The sequence below is a fragment of the Niastella koreensis GR20-10 genome (assembly GCF_000246855.1).
Classification (GTDB): domain Bacteria; phylum Bacteroidota; class Bacteroidia; order Chitinophagales; family Chitinophagaceae; genus Niastella; species Niastella koreensis.
Window position 1 is genome coordinate 4,084,402 of record NC_016609.1, and the last position, 18,363, is coordinate 4,102,764.

General features: G+C 47.2%; 7 protein-coding genes. All 7 read right to left on the minus strand.

What is annotated here, in order from left to right; all coding sequences use genetic code 11:
* Nucleotides 1-91: 91 nt before the first annotated feature.
* Complete coding sequence (locus NIAKO_RS15845; RefSeq protein ID WP_014219463.1) at nucleotides 92-2,107, minus strand: RagB/SusD family nutrient uptake outer membrane protein; 2,016 nt, start codon at nucleotides 2,105-2,107, stop codon at nucleotides 92-94.
* A gap of 10 nt (nucleotides 2,108-2,117) precedes the next feature.
* A complete protein-coding gene (locus NIAKO_RS15850; protein ID WP_207622385.1) occupies nucleotides 2,118-5,354 on the minus strand; it encodes a SusC/RagA family TonB-linked outer membrane protein in 3,237 nt (1,078 codons plus the stop codon).
* A 338-nt stretch (nucleotides 5,355-5,692) separates the two neighbouring features.
* A complete protein-coding gene (locus NIAKO_RS15855) occupies nucleotides 5,693-11,128 on the minus strand; it encodes a cellulose binding domain-containing protein (RefSeq protein WP_133055278.1) in 5,436 nt (1,811 codons plus the stop codon).
* Nucleotides 11,129-11,315: 187 nt separating this feature from the next.
* Complete coding sequence (locus tag NIAKO_RS15860) at nucleotides 11,316-15,491, minus strand: two-component regulator propeller domain-containing protein (protein WP_165761254.1); 4,176 nt, start codon at nucleotides 15,489-15,491, stop codon at nucleotides 11,316-11,318.
* A 131-nt stretch (nucleotides 15,492-15,622) separates the two neighbouring features.
* The gene (locus NIAKO_RS15865) at nucleotides 15,623-16,753 is read right to left on the minus strand and encodes a glutathionylspermidine synthase family protein (RefSeq protein ID WP_014219467.1); all 1,131 of its coding nucleotides are present in this window, start codon (nucleotides 16,751-16,753) and stop codon (nucleotides 15,623-15,625) included.
* A 23-nt stretch (nucleotides 16,754-16,776) separates the two neighbouring features.
* Nucleotides 16,777-17,103 carry a hypothetical protein gene (locus tag NIAKO_RS15870; protein WP_014219468.1) on the minus strand — a complete coding sequence of 109 codons (327 nt, stop codon included), beginning with the start codon at nucleotides 17,101-17,103 and terminating at the stop codon, nucleotides 16,777-16,779.
* A gap of 12 nt (nucleotides 17,104-17,115) precedes the next feature.
* A complete protein-coding gene (locus NIAKO_RS15875) occupies nucleotides 17,116-18,303 on the minus strand; it encodes a hypothetical protein (protein WP_014219469.1) in 1,188 nt (395 codons plus the stop codon).
* Nucleotides 18,304-18,363 lie beyond the last annotated feature (60 nt).

Sequence of the window (18,363 nt, forward strand, 5' to 3'; positions counted from 1 at the left end):
ATTTCGGAAGACTCGGGTAAGACCTGTCAGGTGGACTTACCTCACTAAACATTTAAGAGATTAAAGTCCACCTTACAGGTCAGCCTCAAAACTACTCCGTTTTATCTTCATCCGCTACAGCGTCTTCCCATTTATCCCACCGGGGCGTATTAGGATCATACCCGGCATAACCGAAATTCTGGCTAAGTACGCCCTTGTTGTTAGCGGTAATGGCCGCATTGGGAATGGGCCAGTAAAGATTGCATTTATTTATCTTGTAGTTGAGCGTGCGGTTATTGGAGTTTACCCCTCCCCGGTTATAGATGCCGCCATCGCGGTAAACACGCTGGTACCAATAGCTGCCGCCACCTGCGTCGGTACCCGAAGCCTTGTCATAGGTATCCGTATTATACGTATTGCCCCATTCATCGGGTTTACCACTCAGCGCCAGGCACCAGGAGACCCGGCTCAATTCCATGTGCCGCCATTCTTCGAGGTACAATTCACGACCGCGTTCATCCATAATATCTCCTATTGTAACGGTTGTATATAATTGGGTGCAGCCAGCTCTTTTTCTTATTTCGTTTACATCTGCAGCAGCTCCTGCCCCATCGCCCAGGTAAAATTTAGCTTCGGCACGCAACAGGTATGCTTCGGCTAACCGGTAAAGGTACCAGTCGGCAACACTTCCCTTGGTGGCCCCTGTATAGGCGTTAGTTCCCAAATTGGCTTCTGCCTCCACATCCTGGATGAAAATTTTGTAATGCGGCCAATCGAACCAGCAACGGATCGTATCTGCACACAACAGGGCATTATTAGCGGGATTATACAGCTTGAAATTCTGGCCCCGGTTGGCACTTCCGGCTGTTCCATATTTAACTGAATCCATTCTTGCCCAGTTGCCCACCCTGCTGTTGTGGCGCAGGTCATCAACGTCTTCTACCCCATTCACCACCCACATCCCATGCTGTGCGTAAGAAGTTGGACGAAAAGTACCAATGCCACGACCAATGGCCCTGCCATAGTCAAGATCGGCCCGGTAGTTGACACTATTACGGGCATAGAGATCTTCTGCATTTTTCCCATCGGGCGCTTTCAGGTTGCCATTATTAAGCGAGGGTCCAAAAATACGCATGGTGGCAAAAGCTATGTTCGACTGTGCGCCGCGGTTGGGCATGCCCATAATGACCTCGGTATTGGCAGCGATCAGCTTATTTTCAGGGCGGTGCAGGTCCCAGATCACATTCCGGGTGATGGGCCAGGTTTTAGGTTCTCCTCCTGCGTAAAAGGTACCGAAGGAGTTTTTCATCAATGCATAACCCGACTGATTGATCAGCACATCTGCCAGGTCTTTGGCTTTCTGCCACTGACCGGTAGCCAGGTAACATTTGATCAACAGCATGCGGCAGGCGCCTTTATTTACCATTCCTGTCTCTGTCATCTCCTTCTGTTCAGGCACCCATTGTACCGCAAACTCCATGTCTTTCGTAATCATCTCCAGGATGGCAGTTTTTCTGGTGCTGCGGTAATTTTGCTTGGGCACTTCCAGGATCTTCGTAATTAATGGCACGTCGCCATATTGAAAAACCAGGGCCAGATACCGCCAGGCACGGTGAAAGTAAGCCCGGCCTTTGTAGGCGTTTTTTGTAGCCTCACTTAAGGTGGTTACTTTATCAACATAAGTGAGCACCGTATTGGCATACTTGATACCGTTATACGTTTCGTCCCAATAATGATTAATATAATTACCATCGTTGCCGGCAGGACCAGCAGCGCCACCGGTGGGCGTTAAATTGTCGGCAAAATTAAAGTTAACGGAATTTCCGTCCACATCGGTTTTGCTATAAACAGCCACGTCGGAAAACATATACTCGGTGCCGATGACAACAGAGTTGGTATTGGCAGCCGTATTTGTCCAGTAAGAACGTAAATGACGGTCACTGATAGCCAATGCAGCCTGCAGACCCGACTCCGTGCTGAATGTGGCGGTGGGCTCATAGAAGGACAGCGGATCGGGGTCCAGGAACTCCCGCTTACAACCGCTGAAAAATACCAGGCCCAATAAGACGAGCATCATCCCTGTTATTGCAGATAACGCTTTTATATTTTTAGATTTAGAAAAATTCATACTTGCTTTTTTAGAAGGTTACATTCAATCCAAGGGAAAAAATCCGGGTTGCCAGGTTTCCGGTTTCGGGGTCGCCATATTCCCAATCACGCTGCCATACCGCTACGTTACGAACCGAACCATACAGTTTTACCTTTTCAATATCTGCTTTCCTGGTCCATGTTTTTGGGAACGTATAACCTACCGCCACGTTCTCAAAACGAATAAAGGAGCGGTCATACAACTTGTCTGTTGCAGCACCTGCAGGTCCCAGGGCATCCAGCCGCGCATACTTGTTGGTGGGATTATTGGGCGTCCAGTACGATTTGGAGAATGTATTGAAATTGGCGGTGATCAATGAACCGCCATTGTCTTTGTTCATATAATTACCCGAAAGGCTTTTGTGCCCCATATACGAGTAGATATTGAACGAAAGTGTCAGGTTCCTGAAAAAAGTAAAGTCGTTACGCAACTGCCAGTTTATTGGCGGCGCCGTTTGGCCCAGAAACACTTTATCATAGTCGTTATACACCGCCGTAGTGGATCCATCAGCATTCTTCTTGTCGTCTGCTGTATAAATATTCGCAATTTTTGGATCGCCGGGACTTTGCCCATATTTCTTTGCTTCTGCGGCTTCGTTTGCCTGCCAGATACCCGTTACCCGGTGCGACCAGATAGCGCTGATGGGTTTGCCAATGAACCATCCATTACTCTTATCATCCATTTCCTTTACGCCGATCACATTACCGCTTGCATCTAAAATATTTTCATTTTGATAATAGAGGTGGGTGATCCGGTTTTTGTTGTACGAAAAGTTCAGGGTTGTTCGCCATTCCACCACATTACTTCTAACGTTTAAGGAATTAATGGAGATCTCAAAACCTTTATTCTGCACTTCACCCAGGTTGGTGGTGATGCTGGCAAAACCGGTGAACCCGGGAAGGCGTTGCGCCATGACCATATCATGCGTTCTCATGGCATAGAATTCCAAAGCGCCCGTAATGCGGTCATTCAGGAAGCCATAGTCGAGCCCAACGTTCAATGACGCGGTTTTTTCCCATTGCAGATTGGGATTTGCCATGCGATCAACCAACAAATACTTTACTTCTTCCATGCCACTTGCCACGATGTAACCCATAGTGGCGCCAACGCCGGAACCAAGATTTGCCAGGGAAACATACGGGTCGCCCAATGAACGGTTACCGTTCTCGCCATAGGAGACGCGCAGTTTACCGGTGCTCATGAGGTTATTCCATTTAAAGAACTTTTCATCAACAAACGACCAGGCCGCTGCCAGTGCCGGAAATGTGGCATAAGGATTTTTTTGCCCGAATGCCGAGTAACCGTCACGACGAACCGATGCGGTCAGCATATAGCGGTTGTCGTAGGAATAGAAGGCCCGCGCCAGCAACGCATCGGCACTCTGGTGAGAGTCTGTAGTTGAAAAATTACTGTTTTCCTTTGTGGCATTGGAGGTGTTATGAAAACCCAATGCATCGGAAGGCAGGATGTTGCGGGCTTCGGTCCTGTCCTGCCAGTACCTGCGATCTTCGGCTTCCTGCACCAGGGTGAGACCTACCCGGTGTTTCTTAGCGAAGGTATGTTCCCAGGCCAGGGTATTGTTCAACGACCAGTCGAATCTTTTTGAACTCTCGCGGTCTACTCCCCTGTTTACCGCCAGCACATCCGGTTCTGCAGCCGACATAAAATAGCGGTTGTAAAACCACTGATAGCGTGGTGAGGCATTGAATGAATAAGTAATACCAAATGGCAGCTTCACCTTAGCATTCAGGATCGTATTCAGTACAGTGTAGCCTTTCTCCAGTTCCAGGTACTGCTTTTCAAAATCATAGTTATATCCTCTTTTTATAGATTCATCACCCATGGGATATTGCGCCAGGCTTCCATCTGCATTCCGGTAATGACTGTATGGAGCATTGCGGATGGGATTTTGTTCCCAATAATTGGTTCCTAAACCAGGCGCCAGGTCGCCGTCACTGCGGTCCTGGAAGTTTACGTTGGCGCCTATCTCCAGCCATTTATTTACTTTTCCCTCCAGTTTCAGATTGGAACGCATTGCCTTATAATTATTGTAGTTAACGGCGCCTTCGTTGCGCAGGTAGCCAACGGACATATAATAATTCATTTTATCACTGGCGCCGGAGACACTGGTGTTATAATCCTGGTTGATCCCTGTACGGAATGTATTCTTATACCAATCGTAAGTATTGCCTGCCAGATAATCCTTCAATACGCCTCCTTCCAATCCCAGGCGTTTGGCATAAATACTGGCATCGGTTTCACCGGCTGAATTGGTAGTGTATGCCCGCCACTGGTCAATGGAAACACCTAAACCGCCCAGATTTTCCGGTGTATCAAAATAGCCAGGTTTATTTATAGTAGCGGCTGTTTGGTATGCCTCATAATTACCTGTAGTGGCGTTTAAGCCATAAGTTGGTGTTTTATACCAGTCTTCGCGGTACTTCATGTAAGCCTGCGGCCCAAACACCTCGCGGTATGCACTCTTTGTAGTGGCGCCTAAGTTAGAAGAGAAATTTACAACCGGCTTACCCGGTTTTCCTTTTTTGGTGGTAACAATGATCACCCCGCTTGCTGCCCTTGATCCATAGATGGCAGCGGCCGATGCATCTTTTAATACATCTATCTGGCTGATATCATCGGGATTGATCTCGGAGAGTTCACCGTAAAAGATCATCCCGTCGAGAATGATCAAAGGGTCATTGTGCCCGCCGTCAGTATATACGGAGCGCTGTCCGCGCAGTTGCAGAGAACCGCCTCCTTTTGCCGAGGGATCGTACCCCACGCTCAGCCCCGGTGTTCCGCGCAGGATATCCTGAACGGTGTTTGGATTTTCATTGGCCAAATTATCCGGGCGAATTTGCACTACCGAACCCGTGAGGTCTTTTTTTCTTGCCTGGCCATAACCAATCACCACTACATCATCGAGCGTTTTAGTTTCCGGTTCCAGCCGGATCTCGAGCGTAGCCACTTCACCCACTGAAACTGTTTGTGTAATATACCCCATGGAAGACACCGTAATGCTTGCATTCGGCGCAAGCTGCAGCGAAAAAATACCTTTGGCATTTGTAATGACGCCGCCACTGGCATTCTGGTCTTTAACGGTAACGCCGGGAATGGGTTTGTTGGAACGGCTGTCGATTACCTTTCCGGAGATGAGTTTTGACTGGGCTGATACCCCTTGCGATATGACTATCAAAAGAAAAAATGACAGCACATATTTTCCCATGACAAAAAGGTAGCGCCCTTTTGTTTTACAAAAGTTTGCAATGTTCATAAGCAATCATTAAATGTGTGAAGACAATAGTTTTGGATAATTCTCCCGTGAAAATAGATGTTCAAATAACCTTTATCGGGGGTGAAATCGGGAATAAAAGGGGGCAAATCATGATTTGCCCCCTTTTAAAGGAGCTGACCTGTAAGGTGCATCATTTGAGCTTACATTTGTATTAGCTTAATTGCACCTGACAGGTCAATTCCTTTTGTAGTGACCTGTCAGGTTCGATCGATCTCTCTGATTTTCCAAGACCCGATGACGAACCTTACAGGTCACAATTGTTCGATTGCTTATTCCTTTATTATTTTCCTGGACATTATGTCACTTCCATTATGAATTACAATATGATAAATACCGGCAGCCAATTGTTTTACCGGCAGCTGCTGCGCCGTATTTCTGATAATAACTGCGGCAACCAGGATACCTTCCGTATTATACACCTGACAATAAGCACCACTGTGTACCCGTGGTAACCTGATGATTAGATTTTCTTTGACGGGATTCGGATACAACTGGAACCGTTGCTCAACTGCATCCTGCTGTTCTGAGGGTAACTTCATTCTGGCCGAAGCGGCTGCCTGTGAAGGCTCAACACCTGCGATCAATTGCCCTTTGTAATATACGGTGATCCGGTTATTGTCGGTCAACGATCGCGAGGATGGAGTGGAGTAATCATTTTGCTGGTCAAAAACTGACCAATCTGTTTTGGCAACCCGGGATTGGATGTTGCCAGTATTGCAAAGCGGATAAAAGACGCCGGCCGAAGGCAGGAAGCTGAACTCCAGGTAGGCATCGGCGCCGCTGCGCAAGTCTGGCAACCTGGTAAAGGCGCCGGTTATATTTGATGCACCCAGCGCCGCATAATCGATCCAGGATTGAAGGGGGGCGTTGCCATCGGCTGTAAACCAATACCGCAGTTTAATGTCCTCATAATTTACCGGAACGTTGCCAGTATTTTTAAGCTGGATATTCGTGTTGATCGTATTCTGACCGGAGCCCAAGGTTTGGGCAAGCACCGAAAATTGTCGCACCGGCGCAACAGCTGCAGGCTCAGTTCCGCCTATTAACTTTCCATTTCTGTAAAGGGTGATTTTTTCGTTCAACGTATAGGTGGTGTTTTGCGTGTAGGAATAATCGTCCTGTTCATTAAAATTACCCCAGTTCGTATTGGAGATCCGGGACTGCACCGCTCCTGTATTGCCACCCGCCGGTAAAACACCGGCAGCGGAATCGAATAAATATTCTACATAGCCAAAAGCGCCGTTTTTTGGTTCCGGCAGCGATACATACTGTGCTTTTACTGTATTACCCAACGCAGCATAATCAATCCATACATTTAGGCCGCTGTAGTTTTCGGGGGTTAACCAATAGCGCATAGTAAGGCCTTTATAGTTCAGGGGCACACTATCGTTGTTCACTACTTTTAAATAAGGACGAATGGAATTACTGGTGGTACTGGCGCCATTTGCATTCACATGTTGAACACTAACATTATATGGAAGCACTGTAAATGCCTGCGCCAACTGTGCGCCATTAAACAGATCATTGCCGGGCTGTACCGCTGTAATGGTAACCGCCCCTGCCCTGTTGAGTGCTACTATTCCCTGGTTGTTTATCTGAGCAATAGTGGAATCTGAACTAATATAGGATACAGGTAATCCTGAACTGGCCAAGGCTGAAAGCGCCACTTCATCCCCAATTCTTTTATTGCCCGGCGCTGCAAATGTAATTACCTGGTATTTTTTAAGTTCGAGTCCCGATGCCAGGCGGTTTACCTCTGTATCGGACAAGGCATAATTATAAATGCGAAATTCATCGATAAGTCCATTGAGCAGCGGATCGTTGTATTGCGATTTGCCAAGATAGTTCTGCGTGGTAGCGCCCAGGTTGGCGGGATGTACTGTAACGGCATTATTGGTTGCCACCACCTGACCATTCACGTATAGCTTTACTACAGATCCAGTTTGCGAAACCGCCAGATGCGTCCAGCTGTTCAACGGAAAGGCAAAAGGATAACTGACCAGCTGCTCGTCGGCGCCATTCTTAATTCCATATCGCAGAATGGGCAATCCACCGGTTGTTCCTGCCTGTGGCGTCAGGAACATGTATTGACTGGTACCGCTTCCAAAATCGAAAATGCGCATCCAGCTGGAAAGGGTTTTTACATTCACCCAGGTGGCAATGGTAAAATCGGTCAATTCTTTTACGGCGCCTGTGTCCCTAAGCATTGCATAGGAAGCGGCGGTGCCCTTGAGCTGCAGCGCCTGTCCTTTATAACCGGTATTATGAACAGCGGCGGAAGCTAATAAGGCGTGATTGCCACCCCATACGTCTTCAGCCAATGAACTGGTTGTATCATCGAAATGCAGATACAGGTACTGGCCCTGCACGGGTTTACCTGCCAACAGCGTTCCAGGTCCCTGGCCTGCGTCGTTGTAAGCCATTACCTGGTAATAATAATCCTGCTCATTGGTAAGGCCCCTATCTACATACTTTAATGAATCAATACCCGATGCGATGGTATCATATGGACCGGATTGTGCAGTTGCACGCAACACCTTGTAGAATGCGTCGTATTGAAAATCCCAGGTGAGCGTAATGCGGGCATCACCTGAGGCAATACGCGGGTGCAGCACGCTGTCAGGCGTTTGTAATACCGGCGTTGCAACCAGGATGGTATCTCTATACATGCTTTCACCGCCTGAATTCAACGACGCGATCGTATAGTAGTAGGTAGTATCGGGTGTTAATTTTTTGTCCTGGTAAGTAGTGTCCTTTACATAGTCTGCCACGATCGTGTACGTACCGTTACGTGTCAAACTTCTTTTTAGCCGGTAAGCGCGGCTGTTGGTGGGCATTGTCCAACTGAGATTGATCTGCGTGGCAGCGACCGCCCTGCCAGTCAGCAGGGGTGGTTGGGCCTGGGGATCAGTTGTCCATAACAGGCTGGCCGAATACCACGACCTGTTCCCTTCATAACTGATTGCGGATATCCGGTAACGTGCCGTGTCGTAGGTAATACTATCCGAATAATTTACTGTTCCACCCTCCGCATAATTGGAATCAAGAAATAATTCTGCGACCCGGATGTAAGCAGTATCCTTATTGGTTTTTCGTTCGATCACATATTTAGTGCCCAGGTCTCCATTGATATCGAGCCAAGACAATTGCACTTTTTTATAATCGGTAGACAGTGCGCCTTTCAAGATGGGCGCTGCAATCCGCCAGGTGTGGTTATAAATATCGGCCGGCTTGTAAACCGTTGTATCAGATGTATAAGCGAGGGCCGATTTATTAGCCGCATAATATTTTCCTGCGGGCGTTAGCGTATCGGCCAGCACCATCGCGCGCTGGTATTGCACCCAGTTGTAAATGGAATACCGTTCTATAAATGAAGTGGTATCAAATACCTGTAAGATCAGCTTCAGATCGCTTAATTGTTTTTGAAATGCCGATGCCGTGTCGGCAGGCCACGCCTCGCCCGTCCAGTTGGCGCCGTTGTTCCACTCTGTGATCCAGATGGGCCGTTTGTTGCCATATGTATTATAGGTACTCAGCAACCCGCTGTACCAACTGTCTGCACGGCCGCCGCTAACCCGGCTGTTCCAGTAACAATGCACCGCAGTAAAATCTACCCGGTAATTTAAACTGTCACATTTATCCATGAACTGTTTCAACCAGCTGTTGGGTGAGCTGGGCGCGGGTGAACCAAGGCGAAAGCCCGATTGTAACAGTTGCGGCCATTGGTCAATAGCCTGGTCAACGGTCATGTTGGCCTGATCGGTATGATCGGGTTCATTAAAACCGAGCAAGTGGTTGCTGTTCTGTTTATTATAGATGGTATTGAAATCGGGCCAGCCGCCGTTCTGGCGAATGGGAACGTATTGGGTATTCACCGTGGTAGCGCCGCCTGCACTCCAGTCGTAGCTCCAGGTGGCATTTACCTGTTCCAGGGGCGTTCCGCCACCGGCCCAGCCTTTTTTACTTACATAATCCCATTTAAAAGCACGTACAAATGAAACTTTGTCGTACAGGCCCTTAGGCATAACCGGTACAGCTATCTCCTGCATGTCGGCAATGTATACTTTGCTAAAACCAAGGCCCTGCGCATTGGAGCCCAGTGTAACAGAATACCCTCTTTTCAGCCTGAATGATCTGAACCGGTTATCGTACACGCCCAGGCTGTCGTGGATGGTAAAGATCTCGTAGCTGACGGAATCACCCGTAAAGTTTTCACCGGTGTACAGGGTAATTGCTTTTTGCTGCGAGGCAATGCCATTGGGTATTACCACCGCTCCGTTGCCATAAATAGCAACCCGGACATTACTTCCATTGGCAGCAGGCTGACCATTGAGGGTTACCGTTCCCAGCCAGTCGCTGATAACCCGCGATGGTTTTATGTTGTCGAAGAAAAGCCAGGCATTATCGCTGTTCAGGCTCACCGAAGCATTTACGTACGGCGTAACTTCCCCGGTTACATGCACATCGGTTTTACCAGGCACTACAAAGTTGGTGTTAAACGAGGTAGGGATATTTTGCCGGTTGCCGGTGAGCACTACTGTTTGCCGGGGACCAGGCTGCATTGCATCGGGCGCCCAGGCGCCTTCCGCGTAGTTCGCCGTTGTTATTTGCATGTCTACTGCACCGGCGGGATAGTTTTTACCAAAAACAAACCGGGGAACTATTCCGGCGTTGGCGATCAATTTATACAGACTTAATTCAGCTATTGAAAACAGCGCCCAATCGCCGGTAATAGTAATGTAGTACTTACCGGCAGCCTGTGCCGTAAAAGAAAAATCTTCCTGTGTGAGCACGCGGGTACCGGTTGTATTGAATGTTTGGGTGGCTATGCGGCCGCCAATGGTGGGCGTTGTTCCAATACCAACCGTCATGGATTTAGGCCCGCTGCCGGCATTGTTGATGTACGCTTTCAGCCATGAGAATTTATATCGCTGATTGGCTTCCAGCGTTACCGGGAAACAATAAGCCATGGTGGACGCACCATTGAAATCCCAGCGAATATACATTATACGTCCGGTATAGGTGGCGCCGTTATAGGTTTCTGTATTTGAGCCTGAACCTGCGTTGATGTCCAGGTAACGAACGCCACTGCCCGAATTGGCTGTATTGAATAAAGTGGTGTCACCATCGCTGCGCGACCATCCGTACCGGATCGGTTTGCCCAGCGTATCGGGTGGAATGCCTTTCCAGTTGACAATGAGGTTGGGACCCGTTATAGTATCGAGGGAAGGCGGAGCAGTTTCCACACCATTCACAATGTCTTTAATGGTAGCCAGTGGCTGCGATTGCAGGTAGGCGCCATTCTGATAATAAAACACCGTATCGTTTTTTACCGCAACTCTTATTACATATTCATCACCTGCCCTTGCAGATGACAGAATTTGCGGTGTGGTTAACGAAGCGGTGCTGGCAAGCCTGGCCGTGTCGAGCGTTAGCCGGAAGCCTTTATACTGCTGGTTGCGGCCTTCCAGGTCAAGACCGCGGCCGGTAGCGCTGTTCACCCGGGCTTTTACTTCCAGCGTATAACTGGCGGTCAAAGAAATTGGGATCGTTACCGTATCGGGTTGACTGCTGTTTGTAAATGACCGGTTGGTAATTAATGTTTGGTCAAGTGTTCCTTTTACGGGCAGCGCGGGCGCCTGCGCAAAGACAGCGCCTTGCCACCCCAACACTAGTAAAGTGATGAGTAGTAGAATTCTGTTCATATGTAAGGTATCGTTAGTGATAAAATCATTCGCGGCTACCTGCAAAATACAGTTTACCCCTGCCGTTGAACAGGGGGTAATCAGGAATAAACGGGGGGAAATCAGGATTAAAAGCGAAACAGGGAAAAAGCTGAAGGCTTAACGCTGAAGGCTTGACGCAAATCCCCGAAATGGTAAGCTGTAGTTCCTAATTATCAGCAGGATCGTCAGCGGAGCTGTGTTTACCGCGTCCCTTGCGAAAGGTTTTTACGTACTCAGAAGGCCGTAGTCCGAACAGCTTGGTGAACTGCTCGCGGAAATATTTGATATCATTGAACCCGGCTTCAAATGCTGCCTGGGTAATATTATTATCAGTTTCCATAAGTAATTTGGCAGCTTTGCGAAGCCGGATAAACCGGATAAAAGCAATCGGTGGCTGGCCGCAGATGGATTTGATCTTCTTATATAGGTTCGACTGGCCCATATGCAGTTCGGCAGCCAGCATTTTAATCCCAAAATCTGGATTGTCGAGGTGGGCCTCCACGATCCGGATGCAGTTATCCAAAAACTGCTGGTATTCCGGCGCTACCTTATAAGCAGTCTTCCCAAAAGTGATGGTATTATAGAAATATTTTTGCAGCGTGGTGCGGCTTTTGAGAATGTTCTGTACCCGTGCCAACAACAAGTCCTTATCGAACGGCTTGGTGATGTAATCATCTGCGCCGCCTTCCAACCCTTCCAGTCTTGTTTGCTGGGCGCTGTTACCGGTAAGCAGAATAACAGGGATATGGCTTAAGTTGGGATCCTCCTTGATATTAATACAAAACCCGATGCCGCTCACGCCGTCCATATTAATATCGCTGATGATGATATCGGGTACATGTTTTCCTGCCAGTTTCAATCCATCTGTGGCATTGCCGGCAGTAAATACAATAAAACTTTCCCCAAAGAGCCGCGACAGATAAGCCACTGTTTCGCTGTCGTCGTCCACCACCAGGATGGACTTTTTTTCGTTCACCAGTGCATCCAGCTCATTTACCTTATTTGTTTCGCTGGCTGGCGTTTCGGGTGGATAGTCCGTGTCAACCAGTTCCTGGAAAATACCGGTTGATGCAGTGGCTTCCGGCACGATCATTTCTTCATCGAAGTGCCGATTACCTTTCAGCAACTGCACATGAAATGCCGTTCCTTTCCCTTCTTCGCTTTCATACCAGATGTTACCTTTTAAACTGCTGACAAAATGTTTTACAAGATATAAACCGATGCCAAAGCCGGGTTTGGCAGGGGCGATATGCCGCACCTGGTAAAACCGGTCGAACAATTGTTCGCCTATATGCGCCGGAATACCATACCCTGTATCTTTCACCAAAACAGTGGCCGTACCAGTATCTTCAGCCAATTCAAGGGTAATGCTGCCGCCTGCCGGCGTATATTTAAATGCGTTGGATAACAGGTTAAAAAAAACGATCTCCAGCTTTTCGCGGTCGGCATAGATCTCAACGGCGCCTGGGGGTGATTTATAGGTGTACCGGATATTGGCGGTTTGGGCCTGGTGCTCAAATGCCAGAAAAACTTCCCGGCATAAATTAGTAAGATCAAGTTGTGCGATGCGGAGCCGGTCTGCACCTGCTTCTGCCTTGCGGAATAAAAGCAACTGGTCAACAAGGTTCAGCAACCTGCGGGCATTGCGGTAAACCAACTTCAACACACCCTGGTCTTTTTTATTTACCTCGCTGTTTTGGAGCAGCTCCTTTACCGGGTTAATGATCAAACTGATGGGTGTTCTGAACTCATGCGTGATGTTGGTGAAAAACGACAGCCGCTTGTCATTGATCTCCTGCTCCTTTTCCACTTGTATTTTTTCCATCTCGGTTTCGGCCAGGTGGATCTTATATTCAGCCTCCGCCTTTTCGCGTTCTGCTTTTTCTTTGCTGGCGTTGGCTTTTGCCAGCGCCACATCATATTTCAATTTCGCCTGGTTTATTCTATACCGTTGATAAAATACAACTGCCCAAATGAAGAACAGTGCATACAGGCTATAAGCCCACCACGAGCGGTACCAGGGCGGCAGCACTTTTATTTGTAGTTTCAATTCTTTCGCCGACCAGTTACCTTCGGTATTGGTAGCCCTTACATGTAATACATAGTTGCCTTCATGTAATTTGGTATAATTAGCCTGGCGGATATTGCCAGCATAGTTCCAGTCTTTATCCCACCCTTCCAGGAAAAACGCATACCTGATCTTGTTAGGCTTGCCATATTCCAATGCGGTAAAATTAACCGACAGGGAAGCATCGTTGTATGGCATTTGAATGGCCGTTATTTTTCCCTGCAACGTTTGTTTTATATAGGCATCAGCCTGCGACAGGGGCAGGTTGTTGATCTGCAGATCTGTTATCAGCACGGCAGGATCGTAATTAGCAACCGGTACCAATGCCGGGTTAAAAATGTTGAACCCACGGATGCCGCCAAAAAGCATTTCGCCGCTGCTCAATTTATGGGCGGCGCCATAGAGGAACTGGTTGCTTTGCAATCCATCATCCTGAAAATAGGTTCGGAAAGTATTGGTTTTAGTATTGTATTCAGATAACCCGTTGAACGTGCTCATCCAAAGGTTGTCATTGTTGTCTTCGAGGATGTTCAATACCCCATTGTTGGAGAGGCCATCTTTTACCGTAAAGCGTTTTAACACTTTGCCGCTTTGCCGGTCAAAAAGAATAAGTCCCCCGCCTTCGGCTCCTATCCACAGATTACCAACTTTATCTTCAAGGATCCCACGCACCGGTTTGCCAATTTCATAACGAATATGTTTTTTATCAGCCGGATCAATACGGATCAGCTCATGCGCCGTGCCGGCCCATAATACACCGCCTTTATCCTGGCAGATAGATAACAGATCAACCAGGTGCTGACTAAACACTTCAAACCGGTTTGTCGACCGGTTCAAATAGTAAAGCATTCCACTGCCGAAGGTGGTTGCCCATAACACTTTGTTTGTGTCCTCGAACATGATCCACACATTGTCGTTCTCCATACCGGCCACTTCATTCCTGCACTTATAGGACGTAAATGTTTTTGTAAGCGGGTTCCACTTATTAATACCACCGCCAAAGGTGGCTACCCATACCTCTCCTTTGTAATCCTGGATTATACTGCTTACGTGATTGTTGGTAAGTGTACCTGTTTTTCCGGGATCATTTTTATAACTGGAAAACCTGCCTGTTCTCCGGTCCCAGATGCTAAGTCCGCCCCCATCGGTTCCTACCCAGATTGTTCCATCGCTGTGTTCGAGGAAGCAGGAAGCGAAATTGCTTACCAGGTCGTTCTTCCCGAATTGAAGATGTGAAATGGTATGAAAGAATTGCTGTTCGGGATAGTAAATATCAATCCCGCCATTGAGTGTTCCAATCCATTTTCTTCCGTCCCGGTCTTCATAGATTGCCGACACTACTTCGCCCGACAATTCATACGGGCTATCGCCTGCCTGTAATTGTTTTATGGAGCCGTCTCCCTGGTCAAGCACAACGGCGCCGCCACCGTGGGTGCCCACCCATATTTTACTATCATTGCCTACCAGCAAACTGGCAATGCGGTTTGACTGCCGGTTACTGTTTTGCCGGGAGTATTTTAATAGCAGCGAATGCGTAACGGGCTGATATTGATAAAGACCGGCTGCTGAGCCTATCCACAGGTTGCCCTGGTTATCGAACTGCATCACTACGGCATCGGTGAGCTGTGCATTTACCGGAACGATCTGTTGTGTTTTTTCATTGAATTCACAAAGCCCCACGTGAGCAACAAACAGCCACACTTTACCCGCTTTGTCTATTTCGATAGACGTAACATTATAATCGGCGGTCCAGCTGCCATGTTCCAACAGCGGGATCTGTTTTGCAATGCGGCTGCCTTTTTTCGCCACCATCAAACCGGTTCCGTTAGTGCCTACATATACATTACCCGCTTTGTCAACCGCCATACTGCCTACATGGCTTGTGATGCGGTATATAGGGCCATTTTCTTTCTGCTGATAGGAAGCCAAATGAAATTTGCCGGTTACCAGGTCATAAATGGCAATCCCCTGCCCTGTGCCTACCCACAGGTTATAGCTGCTGTCTTCAGTGACTACGTAAATAAAATTATGCGGGAGGGAGTTGGTGTCTTCCAGAACATTTCTAAACACTTTGAAGTCATAACCATCATAGCGGTTCAAACCATCATAAGTACCAAACCACATAAACCCATTGTGGTCCTGGAAAATACACCGGACAGAATTATTGGATAGACCCCGGTCGATATTAAGCCGGGTGATGGGTATGGAGTCGCTGGCTTTGGAAGGAAGGCTGGCTGCAAATATAGCAAGCACCAGTCCAAGCCGGACAAGCAATCGTTTGATGTAATATTTTATAAGCAAGTTTTGGGTAGCTGTAACGCTACCCGCAAATATAAAATTATTTACCTCAAATATAAACGTCAATTATACTATTATAACCGACTGACTATAAAAAGCTTATTCCGCTAGCCTATCAAATGCGGGATAAACCTGCTTACATTGTCAGTGATCAGGGTGTTGGATTCCCTGATGCCAATACCGGCAGGTTGCTCCCCAATTATCCAGCTTCCGATAAGCGGATAGTTATGATCGAAATCAGGCAGGGAAAACAATTGCTGGTAAATATATCCTTCCCCGCCATATTCGCCATCGGTATGGCATATTACATCACTGTCAACAACAAGATCTATATTGGCGCCTTCTCTTGAAAGAATGGGCTTTTTTACATAGCTGGTTAGCTGTTCACTGGTAAAATAGGCAGGCAACAGGTTGGGATGATTGGGAAATAGCTCCCATAACAAAGGCAGGATAGCCTTATTGGAAAGGATCATTTTCCAGGCGGGCTCAATAAACAACGCTTCATTCTCATCGAGCAGGATGTTTTTACCAAACTCATCCCCCATCAGCCATTCCCAGGGATAGAGTTTAAACAGGTTCTTTATTGGTTTATTCTCTATATCTGCAAAGATCCGCTGCTGAGGATCCCAGCCAATGTCTTCCACAAAAATAAAACGGGTATCGATGCCGGCCTGCATGGCGCAGTCGCGCAGGTATTGAACATTGGTAAAATCTTCCAGGGTTTCTTTTAAACAGGCGAAGTGTAAGGGACCAGGATATAAATAACTGCGTACTTCAACCAGGTGCGCTATCAGTTTTTCATGAATACTGTTAAACTGGTCTTTGCTATTATCAAGGTCCTGCAACCAGAACCATTGAATAATACCCGCCTCGAACAGGCTGGTAGGCGTATCGGCATTGAACTCCAGCAGCTTCACCTGTCCATCGCGGTAACAAAAATCAAAGCGGCCGTAAATTGAAGGATACTCTTCTTCCCAGCTTTGCTCCAGGTAAGGAACAAATGCAGCCGGAATATGAAAGCGGTCGTATAATTTATTATCAATGGTATATTGCACAGCCTGCAGGCATAGTTGCCACAAGTCAACAGTAGCCTGTTCTATTGTAAGTATTTCCTCCATGGAAAAGGAATAATAAGCGCTCTCATCCCAGTAAGGCACATTGCTGGTATGAAAACCAAAGCCTAATTTTTCTACAGCCTGTTGCCAGTTATTACGGGGTTGTATAGCAATTCGTTTCATAAAGTAGTAATTAAGAAATATAATCAGGTTGCAGCCGAAACGCCAAATTTGCCAAACCCGCCACGGGCAATGAAATGGTTACTTCTCACCACTGTACCCCTGCGGGCATAGGACCCCGGATACCAGGAGTGATAATAATAACCGTAGGACAAATAAGGAGAGTAATATTGATCGTAATTATTATATACATCACAGCTACAGTTGGCGGAACTGTCTACATAAGCAGGCGCCATAGTGAGTGTAGCATCCGGCACGTAAGGAGCGGAAGGGTCGGCAGGGATCATTACCCTGTTACAGGAGGCAAGCACTGCTGTAACCAGAACCAGGTGAATATGTTTAGATCGTTTCATGCGTGTTAAGGTTTAGTTTATACCAATAGTAAAATCGATGCTAAAGGCATTTCCATCGAGGGTAGTACTTTCTGTATTTTTATAATAGAGCATATTATATCTTGCCACCAAACCCAGGTTCAGTCTTTTCCTTACAAAGTATTTATAACGTACACCCACATTCCAGTTAAATGATTGTATAGAGCCAGGCGCCCGGTTATCATCCCCGGACTGATCTTCGGAATCGGCCGTCAGGTTAAAATAGTCCCAGCCCATTCCTGCAACAACACCTATGTCTGTACGGTTTGTATGCACCAGGTAACGGGTATAATCAATACCACAATATGCACCCTCGTAAAAGTTTTTGGAATACAGGGTATCCTGCTTCAGGCAGGTATACGGCTGTGGAGTAGTATGGATAAAACGATAGGTATAGGTAAAATCCACTTCATTCAACCGGTTGCGCCAGCCAAACGAAAAACCTATAGCAGGATGCGCGTCCACTACCTGGCGCAGGTCACGGGTTGGGAACCAGCCACCCACCATCATACCCAAAGTTCCTCTGCCCGCATCGTTTCTTTCATCAATGAAATGGCGCTTTTTACAAGCCTGTAATTGTTCCTGTACCTGCTCAATATCCGGGCATATTTCAGGATCGGATCTATACTCCACCAGCGGTTCTGTTATGTCGCCCGTAAGGGTGCGGCAAATAAACAACTGCGATTTGGTGAGCTTGCGTGTTTTTATCAATTCCCTTGACCAGGATTTAATAAACAGGATGGTGCCCCGCACATTTTCTGTGGCATCATATCTATAAGGATATTCCAGGTCGATATAGTACCTGAATGACTTATCCTTTATCAGCATCGCAGTCTGTTGATTTGCATACACTGATAAATAATCCAGACAATCGAATGGCAATTGAAATGAACTGTATTTATCTGATTGTATAGCCAGCAACACCTGCATGGCAAAAATAAATTCCAGGTTGGGATAATCGGAGTTCTTCCAGTTTTGCAGGTAATACCCCATGGTATCGTACTGCTTGCGTTCCAGTAAAGCGGGTAAATCAACGGGGGCATGAACAAGAAAGGAGACCTGGCTGGCAACCTGCGATTGTATTTCGGGCGAGGCTTTCTTTTGCGCCTCGCAGTTCAGTTGATACAAAAGCAATAACATGAGAATGAACCAGCTCCTGCTTAAGGAGTAGAACTTTTTCATTGGAGGTGTTTTCGGTTAACGGGTGGTTTAGATACCTGGTTATAAAGTTCAGCAGAAGAA

Bases quoted from the DNA above. Each gene is read 5' to 3' on its own strand.
- NIAKO_RS15850 (WP_207622385.1), bottom strand. From the start codon at position 5,354: ATGGGAAAATATGTGCTGTCATTTTTTCTTTTGATAGTCATATCGCAA.
- NIAKO_RS15875 (WP_014219469.1), bottom strand. From the start codon at position 18,303: ATGAAAAAGTTCTACTCCTTAAGCAGGAGCTGGTTCATTCTCATGTTA.
- NIAKO_RS15855 (WP_133055278.1), bottom strand. From the start codon at position 11,128: ATGAACAGAATTCTACTACTCATCACTTTACTAGTGTTGGGGTGGCAA.
- NIAKO_RS15845 (WP_014219463.1), bottom strand. From the start codon at position 2,107: ATGAATTTTTCTAAATCTAAAAATATAAAAGCGTTATCTGCAATAACA.
- NIAKO_RS15865 (WP_014219467.1), bottom strand. From the start codon at position 16,753: ATGAAACGAATTGCTATACAACCCCGTAATAACTGGCAACAGGCTGTA.
- NIAKO_RS15870 (WP_014219468.1), bottom strand. From the start codon at position 17,103: ATGAAACGATCTAAACATATTCACCTGGTTCTGGTTACAGCAGTGCTT.